The organism is Sphingomonas phyllosphaerae, assembly GCF_029623345.1.
GTDB classification, from domain to species: Bacteria; Pseudomonadota; Alphaproteobacteria; order Sphingomonadales; family Sphingomonadaceae; genus Sphingomonas; species Sphingomonas phyllosphaerae_C.
Genome location: NZ_JAPYKH010000006.1, coordinates 234,488 through 244,567, shown reverse-complemented (window position 1 = coordinate 244,567; position 10,080 = coordinate 234,488). Strand labels below are relative to the sequence as shown.

The window sequence follows — 10,080 nt, the reverse complement described above, 5'->3', positions numbered from 1 at the left end:
AATATTAAGTCGGACAAATAACATCATTGGCTGCCGCGTCAACGTCGTAGCCGCGCGAGCGGGATCGACTCGCCGATCAGCCGATAGCCTGCCGCATTCGGGTGCAGCCCGTCGCCGCTGTCGTAGCGCGACGCGAGATAGGCCGGGCGCGCGGGGTCGCGCAGCAGCTGCTCGAGGTCGACCACGCTGTCGACGTTGCCGGGTAGGCGCAGCCACGCGTTGATCGCTTGGCGATCCGCTTCCGACTCGGCGCCAGAATGGTAATAAGCGCTGCCCGCGAACGGCAGGATCGTGGCGGCATGTACCGTGATGCCGTGCGCGTGTGCGCGCGCGACGATCTGCGCGAAGGCGCCGGTGACCCCCTCCACCAGCGCGCGATGCTGGTCGGGACTGGCCGGGGCGTCGCGAGTGAGCACGCCGATATCGTTGACACCCTCGAACAGGATCAGATGCCGCACCCCCGCCTGCCCGAACACGTCGCGGTCGAGCCGTGCCAATGCGCTCGGACCGAGCCCGTCGAGCAGCACGCGATTGCCGCCGATCCCAGCATTGAGCACCGCGGTCCGCCCGCCGAGACGGCGCGCGAGCACGTCGGTCCAGCGCGTGTAGCTGTTGGGCGTGACGCCATAGCCGTCGGTAATCGAGTCACCGAAGGCGATCACCCCGCCCGGAGCGGCGCAGCGCTCCACCTCGACCCCGGCGAGCAGGTACCAGCGATCGACGGCGCGCGCGCCCGCCAGCTCGTCCGCCGCGGTTTGATCGCCGCGCGTGAGATAGGAGGTCGCGCGGCTGCCGGGGTGCGCGGTCTGTCCGTCAGGCTCCACCGGCAAGTGGAGAGAGACGACGAGATCGTCGAACGCGCGCAGCGGTAGGTCGGCCGCATCGCTGACCCATTCCGCGCCAGCGGGAACGGTCACCGCGGCGTGGCCGGCGAAGCGAAGCGGACGCACGGTCGTCGGGCGAAGCGCTCCGCCAACGGGTGCCGCCGCGAGCGCCACCGTCGCCGCGTCGATCGTCAGCGGCGCACGGCCGAAAGCATTGGAGAAGCGAACCCGGACGCGCTGGGCGGTGAGGCTGGGGCGAACGATCTGGCGCAACGTGGCGTCGCGCAGCGCGCCCGGCTCCAGCTGGGCGTCCGCCGCCGGCGACAGCTGCGACGACGACCAGGCCGCCTGCCACGTGCATGCGCGTGGGGCTGCTTCGGCGGGAGCCGCTGCCAGCAGCGTGGCGGTCAGCACGAGCGCAGCGGCCCGCCGTGTCGGGCACAGGTGGCGACCATCAGCGACCGGCAACGGCCCTCTCCTCTGCATGTCCTTGGCCGCACGTCCGGCGGCAGCATCTACAAGTTGTTAGCGCTATCACGTATGCCGTGCCGGAACGACCGTCAAGAGAGTTGCATGTAGCTGACGTTGCGACCGAAAGAGCCGCAAGCGCGCGTCTGCCGATGCGCGCCCCCCTCCTTTATCCCGGCAGGCTCACCGCGCGGTAGCGCGGAATCAGCCCGTGAAAGACGAGCAACGCCACCAGATAGGCCATGCCGCATGCCACGAAAAACGGTCCATAGCTGCCCACCGTGTCGAGCAGCACGCCGAGCGACTTGGACGCGATGAAGCCGCCCACTGCGCCGGCGAAGCCGCCGAGCCCGATCAGCGTGCCCTGCGCGTAGCGCGGGAAGAGGTCGCCCGGCAGCGCGAACAGATTGGTCGAGAAGCCCTGATGTGCGGCGCAGGCCAGCCCGATCGCGAGCACCGCCCACCAGATGCTGCTCGCGTCCGCGGCGAACATCACCGGCAGCGCGAACAGCGCGCACGCGAGCATCGCGCGTTTGCGGGCGCGCCCGGTCTCGACCCCTTGGCGCAGCAGGTGCGACGAATACCATCCGCCCGCGATGGCTCCGACATCGGCGAGGATGTAGATCGCCACCAGCGGCGGGCCGAAGCTCTTCAGGTCATAGCCATATTGCTTGTTGAAGAAGTCGGGCAGCCAGAACAGGAAGGTCCACCAGACGGGATCGATCAGGAAACGCCCCGCCATATAGGCCCAGGCCTCGCGGCGGCGCAGGACGGTGAGGAAGCCGGCGCGACCGCTATCCATCGCGGGCTCGGCCTCGATCCAGCCGCGCTCCTCGGCGGAAAGCCGCGGGTGGTCAGCGGGTTTGTGGTAAAGGCGCCACCAGGCGAACAGCCAGACGAGATTGAACAGACCGGTGACGAGGAAGGCCCAGCGCCAGTCGAGCGCCAGGCCGGCGATCAGGAAGCCGACCAGCAGCGGCGTCACGATCGCGCCGACATTGGCCCCCGCGTTGAAGACGCCGATCGCAAGCGCGCGCTCCTTCTTGGGGAACCACTGCGACGCTGCCGCGAGCGCCGAAGGATAGGTCCCCGCCTCCCCGAAGGCGAGCGGGATGCGCGCGACGACGAAGCCGGTGGTGGAGGTGACGAGCGTCTGCGCGAAATGGCCGACCGTCCAGCTGCCCATCGCGAGCAGATAGCCCAGCTTGGGGCCGAGCCGGTCGATCAACCAGCCGAACAGCAGGAAGCCGATGCCGTAGAACACCTGAAAATAACCGGTGACGTCGCCGTAGCCGATGTTGGTCCAGCCGTAGAGCGCGGTCAGCTGCGGCTTGAGCACGCCGAGCACCAGCCGGTCGATGTACGACAGCACCACCGCGGCGAACAGCAGAGCGCAGATCAGCCAGCGCACGCGCCCGCGCGGCCTCGCCACGGCATGCGCCGCCGTCTCGGGTGCTTGCTTGGCGGCCTCGGTGAAGTCGCTCATCTCAGGCCGATCCTCTCGTCGGGGCGCCGGCGCATTGCCCCGCGCCCGTCACCAGCTCCACAAAGTGCCGTCCTCGAGCCGGTTCACCGGCAGATAGGCGCGCTTATAGTCGTAGCCGGCCGCCAGTTCCTCGTCGATGTCGACCCCCAGCCCCGGCGCGTCGCCCGGGTGCATGCGACCGTCCTCGAAGCGATAGGCGTGCGGGAAGACCGCGTCGGTCTCGAGGGTGTGCGGCATATGCTCCTGCACCCCGAAGTTCGGGACCGAGAGGCCGAAATGCAGCGCCGCCGCCATCGTCACCGGCGACAGGTCGGTCGCGCCGTGGCAGCCGGTGCGCACCTGATAGAGGTCGGCTAGAGCGGCGATGCGGCGCAGGTGCGTGATGCCACCGGCGTGGACGATCGTGGCACGCACATAGTCGATCAGCTGCTGCTCGATCAGCGTCTTGCAGTCCCAGATCGAGTTGAACACCTCGCCCACCGCGATCGGCGTAGTGGTGTGCTGGCGGATCAGGCGGAAGCCTTCCTGCTGTTCCGCCGGCGTCGGATCCTCGATCCAGAAAGGGCGATAGGGTTCGAGGTCGCGCCCCAGCCGCCCCGCTTCGATCGGGGTGAGCCGGTGATGGACGTCGTGGAGCAGGTGGATGTCGGGGCCGAGCGCCTCGCGTGCTGCGGCGAAGAGCGCGGGCACGACGCGGAGGTACTTCTCGGTCGACCACATCGCCTCGCTCGGCAGCGCCGCGTCGGCGGGCTCGTAGCGCTGCCCCGGCTTGGCGACGCCGTAGGTCGAGGCGAGGCCGGGAACGCCGCACTGCAGCCGGATCGCGCGATAGCCCTCGTCACGGTACGCCAGCGCTGTCGCGACCGTGTCCTCGATCGTCGTGCCGTTGGCGTGGCAATAGACCAGGCACGCCTCGCGGCTGGCGCCGCCGAGCAGCTGGTACAGCGGTAGGCCGGCGAGCTTGCCCTTGATGTCCCACAGCGCCACGTCGACCGCGGCGATCGCGCTCATCGTCACCGGGCCGCGGCGCCAATAGGCGCCCTTGTAGAGATACTGCCAAATGTCCTCGATCCGGTGCGCGTCGCGCCCGATCAGACAGGGGACGACATGGTCGGCGAGGTAGCTCGCCACCGCCAATTCGCGGCCGTTGAGCGTCGCGTCGCCGACGCCGGTGGTACCGTCGTCGCAGATGAGCTTGAGCGTGACGAAGTTGCGCCCCGGCGAGGTGATGATCACGCGCGCGTCGGTGATGATGGGCATGGCGCTCCTCCTCAGGCGATCGCCGCGGAGAGCCGGACGGGGCACGTCGCGCTCGTCCCTCGATAAAGGACATCGGCGTCGATCACGTGCGCTCCTCTCCCGCCTGGTTCACGCCATCGTCTGATCGCAACGGCTTGCCAAGATTGTTGGTAGCGATAACATGGCGGATGGAACGCGGTTGGTCAATGCCGCGGCGGTGGAGAGGCAGATGGCAGCGCGCAGGAATATGCTCCGGACGGTCGCGATGGCGCTGCTCCTCGCCGGCACGTCGCCGGCGCGTGCCGAGGACGGCTATCGCCTGTGGTTGCGCGCCGACGCCCCGGCGCGGAGCGCCCGAGTGACACTGCGCGGCGACGGCGCCACGCTGCGGCTCGCCGCCGACGAGCTGACGCGCTCGCTGCCCGCCGGGATCGACGACGTGACGCTCGCGCTCGCGCGCGACCCGCAGGTGGCGGCGCTGCGCCTCCCGACCGCGGCGCTCGGCGACGAGGGCTATCTCGTCCGCCGCGTGCGGCTCGGCCGGCGCGACACGCTGCTGATCACCGGCAACGGCGAGCGCGGCCTGCTCTACGGCAGCTTCGCGCTGCTGCGCCATCTCGCCACCGGGGGGAGCGCCGCGACGGTGGCGCTCGCCTCGGCGCCGCGGGTCAAGCTGCGCGTGCTCAACCATTGGGACAATCTCGATGGCAGCGTGGAGCGCGGCTATGCCGGCCAGTCGCTGTGGGACTGGTGGACGCTGCCCGACTTCAACGACCCGCGCTATACCGATTACGCGCGCGCCAACGCGTCCATCGGCATCAACGGCACCGTCCTCAACAACGTCAACGCGAAGGCCGACAGCTTGACGCCGCGCTACATCAGCAAGGCAGCGGCGCTGGCGGACGTGTTCCGCCCCTGGGGGATCAAGGTCTATCTGTCGGCGCGCTTCTCCGCGCCGATCGAGCTGGGCGGGCTGAGGACCGCCGACCCGCGCGATCGCGCCGTCGCGGCGTGGTGGAAGGCCAAGGCGGACGAGATCTACCGCGCCATACCGGACTTCGGCGGCTTCCTCGTCAAGGCCAACAGCGAAGGGCAGCCCGGCCCGCGCGACTATGGCGCGAGCCATGCCGACGGCGCCAACATGCTCGCCGCGGCGGTGCGCCCGCACGGGGGCATCGTGATGTGGCGCGCCTTCGTCTACGCCGACACCGATCCCGAGGACCGCGCCAAGCAGGCGTACAGCGAGTTCAAGCCGCTCGACGGCACGTTCGCGGACAACGTGCTGGTGCAGGTGAAGAACGGCGCCATCGACTTCCAGCCGCGCGAGCCCTTCCACCCCTTGTTCGGCGCGATGCCCAAGACGCCGCTGCTGATCGAATTCCAGATCACCAAGGAGTATCTCGGCTTCGCCACCCACCTCGCCTATCTCGGCCCGCTCTTCACCGAGACACTCGACGCGCGTACCGGGCGTGGCAGCGAGACCGTCGCCGACGTGGTTGACGGCGCCGCCGAGCATCACGCGCTGAGCGGCATGGCCGGCGTCGCCAACATCGGGCGCGACCGCGACTGGTCGGGCTCCACCTTCAACCAGGCCAATTGGTACGCCTTCGGCCGCCTCGCCTGGGACCCGACGCTTGACGCCGCCGCGCTCGCGCGCGAGTGGGCGCGGCAGACGTTCGGGGCCGACCCGCGCGTGGTCGAGCCTGTCGTCGGCATGATGATGGCGTCGCGCGAGGCGGTAGTCGACTATACCGGCGCGCTCGGGCTCGCGCATGTGATGGCGACCGGCCACCATTACGGCCCCGGTCCCTGGGTCAGCGACCTCAGGCGTCCCGAGTGGAACCCGGTCTATTATCATCGCGCCGACAAGCAGGGGATCGGCTTCGATCGCACGCGCTCGGGCAGCGACGCGGTGGCGCAATATGCGCCCGAGGTGGCGAAGCGGCTCGCCGATCCCGCCACCACGCTGGAGCGCGAGCTGCTGTGGTTCCACCATGTCGGATGGGATCGGCGCATGACCTCGGGCAAGACCCTGTGGGAGGAGCTGGTCGCGCACTACGACCGCGGGGTCGCGACCGTCGGCACGATGCGCGCGACCTGGGAGACGCTGCGCCCGCTGGTCGACGCCGAGCGCTGGAACAAGACCGCGACCTACCTCGCGGTGCAGGAGCGCGAGGCGCGCTGGTGGCGCGATGCGAGCCTGGCCTATTGGATGTCGGTCAACGGCCGCGCGCTGCCCGCCGGCGCGGCGCCGCCCGAGCACGACCTCGCTTGGTACAAGGCGCAGCAATTTCCCTTCGCGCCGGGTCACCCGGAATGAGGCCCCTTGCGGCCGTCGCATTCGCCGCCGTAACGTCGCTGGCGAAAGGATATTCATGAAGGAAAGCCGCGGCTCGCGTCGTCAGCGCAACGCCCCCACGATCAGCGACGTCGCGCGCCACGCGGGCGTGTCACCGATGACGGTGAGCCGGGTCATCAATGCCGAGAGCAACGTGCGCGCCGAGACGCGCCGCCGCGTGCAGGAGGCGATCGCGACGCTCCATTACGCGCCTTCGGCCGCGGCGCGGACCCTGGCGGGCGGCGAGGAATTCCGCCTCGGCGTGCTCCACACCAACACCAGCCTGTTCTACTTCAGCGAGTTCCTGGTCGGCTGCCTCGACCAGGGCAGCCGCCAGAATTGCACGATCGTGATCGAAAAATGCGAGGAGGGCACCGAGCTGGCGGCGATCGAGCACCTGCTGCGCGGACGCATCGACGGCGTGCTGCTGCCGCCCCCGCTCGGCGACTCCGCCACCGCATTGGAAGCGCTGCGCGCGCGCGACGTGCCCGTGGTGGCGGTCTCGACCGGGCGCGCGCCCGACTGGGCGCTGTCGGTCAGCATCGACGACCGCAAGGCCGCGTATGAGATGACGCGTCACCTCGGCACGCTCGGCCACCGCCGCATCGGCTTCATCACCGGCGCGGCCAACCAGACCGCGAGCGCCGAGCGGCTCGCCGGCTACCGCGACGCGCTCGCCGAGATGGCGCTGGCGGCGGACGAGGAACTGGTCGCGGAGGGCTGGTTCACTTATCGTTCCGGGCTCGACGCTGCCGAGCAGCTGCTCGAGCTCGCCGAGGCGCCCAGCGCCGTCTTCGCCGCTAACGACGACATGGCCGCGGCCACGGTCGCGATCGCCCACCGCCGCGGACTCGACGTGCCGGGAGATCTCACCGTCGTCGGGTTCGATGACTCGGCGCTGGCGACGACGATCTGGCCCGAGCTGACGACGATCCGCCAGCCGGTCAGCGCGATGGCGCGCACCGCGGTGGACTTGCTCGCGCGCGAGATCCGCGCGCGCAAGACCAGCGACGCCGGGCTCGACCACCCGCACCTGCTGGCGGACTATCAGCTGGTCCGCCGCCAGTCGGACGCCGCCCCCCGGCGCCGGCCGAATGCGGCGCCGCGGCGCGTGCAGGCGGGGGCGGTTTAGCTAACCCTCGTCCCGAGCCCCCCTCTTCTCGCCCCATTCGTGCTGAGGAGAAACTGAGCTTGTCGAAGTGCCGTCTCGAGGCACTTGGCGGAACGTCCGCGGCGGCGCTTCGCGACGAGGCTTCGACAAGCTCAGCTTCTCCTCAGCGCAAGCGGGGACGAGTAGCGCACGACGAGCGAAGAGATAGCGGCACGAAAACGGCCGGCCGCCCCTAGGGGCAACCGGCCGCTCTCACACCGATCTCGGCGCCGCCCGCGAAGGGGCGACGCCGAGTCGCTCACCCCACCATGTCCTCGAGCTCGCGCCCGCGCGTCTCGTGCACCATCTTGCGCACGAAGAAGAACGAGATCGCCGCGAACACCGCATAACCGGTGTAGGTCACCGCCAGCCCCGGCGAGACCGCCAGCGCCGGGAAGCTCACCGAGATCGCGGCATTGGCGATCCACTGCGCGAAGCCCGCGACCGCCAGGCCCGAGCCGCGGATCTGGTTGGGGAACATCTCGCCCAGCATCACCCACATCACCGGGCCCCAGCTGGCGTTGAAGAAGATCACGTAGAGGTTGGCCGCCACCAGCGCGATCACGCCATTGTTGCCCGGCAGGCTCACCGCGCCCGCGGCGTCGGTCACCGCGGTGGAAAAAGCCCAGGCGACCACCGCCAGCGTCACCGCCATGCCGGCCGAGCCGACCAGCAGCAGCGGCTTGCGCCCGATCTTGTCGACGGTGACGATCGTGAACAGACACGCGCCGATCGACAACACGCCCGACAGGATGTTGGTCTGCAGCGCATAATCCTCGGAGAAGCCGACCGCCTCCCACAAGGTCGCGCCGTAATAGAACACCACGTTGATGCCGACGAGCTGCTGGAACACCGCCAGGCCGATGCCGGCCCAGACGATCGGGCGGATCTTGCCCGAGCCGCGATCGATCAGGTCGGACAGCTTGGGACGGTGATGGTCGCCCGCGAGGCTGGCGCGGATCTCGCCGACCTTGCGGTCCGCCTCGGCGCGGCCGAACAGCCGGGTGAGCACCGCGTGCGCGCGATCCTCATGCCCCTTGGCGACGAGATAGCGCGGGCTCTCCGGGATGATCAGCAGCGCGAGCAGATACACCAGCGCGGGGATCGCCTGCAGCCAGAACATCCAGCGCCACGCCGAGAAGCCGAGCCAGAAGTCCGCGGTCGAGCCGCCGGCGTAGCGCGCCAGCGCGAAATTGGCGACAAAGGCGCCGGTGAGCCCGGTGATGATCATGATCTGCTGCACGCTCGACAGCCGGCCACGCACCGCGGCGGGGGTCACCTCGGAGATATAGACCGGCGAGATCACGCTCGCCGCGCCAACGCCCAGGCCGCCGATGATGCGCGCGAAGATGAAGATCGCCGACGTCGAGGCCGCACCGGCCAGCAGCGCGCTGAACAAGAACAGCGCCGCCGACAGCATCATCACGCTGCGTCGGCCGATGCGATCGGCCAAGCGCCCAGCGCTGAACGCGCCGAGCGACGAACCGATCAGGATCGCGCCGACGTTGACGCCGATCCCCAGCTTGCCGAGGCTGAACGCTGCCTCCAGTCCCTTCTGTGTCCCGTTGATCACGCCCGAGTCATAGCCGAACATGAAGCCGCCGATCGTCGCCACCGCGACGATGGCGGCGATGAAGCCCATGTTGACGCGACCCGCGTCACCTTCACCTAAAGCCGTTGCCATCCTCACCCGCTCCCACTCGTGTCTTTTAAATTATACCGCCGCCTCGACCGTCGCGACGCCAGCGATCCCGGGCTCGAACGCGAACAGGTCACCCGCGAGCGGCTGGTCCGCGAGCGCGGCCGCGTCGAGCCCTTTGCGCGCCGTCGTCGCGTACGCGGTGCGCAACCCCTCGCCGCCGAACGCGATCTTGGTCACGTTGGCGCAGGGAAAGCGCACCGTCGTCATCAGCTTACCCGCCGGATCGTAGCGCCGTACGCCCCAGCCGGCGAACAGCCCGACCCACAGGCAGTCCTCGGCGTCGAGCGTCGAGCCGTCGGGATAGCCGGCACCGTCCTCGATCGTGACATGGTGCTCGGGCGTGCCCAGCGTGCCGTCGTCGCGCAGCGGCACGCGCCAGATCGTCTTGCCGAGCGTGTCGGTGTGGTACAGCGCGGTCGCGTCCGCGTTGATCACGGGGCCGTTGGTGATCACCACCGGCGCCAGCCCGCTGTCGGCACAGGTTCCGCCCGCGTGACAGTAGAGCCGGCCGGTCTCGGCGGCCTCGTCGTCGTCCATCGAGCCGAACCATAGCCGCCCGCGCGCGTCGACCGCGGCGTCGTTGAGCCGGTTGCCGATCAGATGCGCCTCGGGCGCGTGCAGCGGCGTGAAGGTGCCGGCGGCGGGATCGAAGCGGTGCAGCCCGGTCTTCACGCCAGCGATCAGGTCGCCGCGCGCGCTCGGCAGCACCCAGCCGACCTGGTCGGGCGCGGTCCAGCGCGCGTGCGCGCCGGTGGCGGGATCAAAGCGGTGGACATGGTGCTGCTTGATGTCGACGAACCATAGTACGTCGCGCGCCCACACCGGCCCCTCGCCGAGCGTCGCGCCGACCCGCAGGACCGACCGCGGCTCCAT

The 10,080-nt window shown here is 69.7% G+C and carries 7 protein-coding genes; 2 read left to right on the top strand and 5 right to left on the bottom strand.

Going from position 1 to position 10,080, the window contains the following annotated elements:
- Positions 1-38: 38 nt before the first annotated feature.
- The 3 genes from QBJ89_RS08655 to manD form a co-directional block, all read right to left on the bottom strand.
- Positions 39-1,292: an SGNH/GDSL hydrolase family protein gene (locus tag QBJ89_RS08655; protein ID WP_277980112.1), complete on the bottom strand. Its 1,254-nt coding sequence runs from the start codon at positions 1,290-1,292 to the stop codon at positions 39-41.
- A 169-nt stretch (positions 1,293-1,461) separates the two neighbouring features.
- Positions 1,462-2,778, bottom strand: a complete 1,317-nt coding sequence (locus QBJ89_RS08650) for an MFS transporter (RefSeq protein ID WP_277980111.1) — start codon at positions 2,776-2,778, stop codon at positions 1,462-1,464.
- A gap of 48 nt (positions 2,779-2,826) precedes the next feature.
- Complete coding sequence (gene manD, locus QBJ89_RS08645) at positions 2,827-4,038, bottom strand: D-mannonate dehydratase ManD (RefSeq protein ID WP_277980110.1); 1,212 nt, start codon at positions 4,036-4,038, stop codon at positions 2,827-2,829.
- Positions 4,039-4,246: 208 nt separating this feature from the next.
- Between manD and QBJ89_RS08640 the strand changes: the two genes are divergently transcribed.
- Positions 4,247-6,337 carry an alpha-glucuronidase family glycosyl hydrolase gene (locus QBJ89_RS08640; RefSeq protein ID WP_431522521.1) on the top strand — a complete coding sequence of 697 codons (2,091 nt, stop codon included), beginning with the start codon at positions 4,247-4,249 and terminating at the stop codon, positions 6,335-6,337.
- Between the two features lie 55 nt (positions 6,338-6,392).
- Positions 6,393-7,487, top strand: a complete 1,095-nt coding sequence (locus QBJ89_RS08635; protein ID WP_277980108.1) for a LacI family DNA-binding transcriptional regulator — start codon at positions 6,393-6,395, stop codon at positions 7,485-7,487.
- Between the two features lie 277 nt (positions 7,488-7,764).
- Here QBJ89_RS08635 and QBJ89_RS08630 read toward each other — a convergent pair whose 3' ends face one another.
- Together QBJ89_RS08630 and QBJ89_RS08625 are read right to left on the bottom strand one after the other, a co-directional pair.
- Positions 7,765-9,189, bottom strand: coding sequence for a sugar porter family MFS transporter (locus QBJ89_RS08630; protein WP_277980107.1), 1,425 nt, complete (start codon positions 9,187-9,189; stop codon positions 7,765-7,767).
- A 30-nt stretch (positions 9,190-9,219) separates the two neighbouring features.
- Entirely contained in the window at positions 9,220-10,080 is an 861-nt protein-coding gene (locus tag QBJ89_RS08625) for an SMP-30/gluconolactonase/LRE family protein (protein ID WP_277980106.1), read from the bottom strand.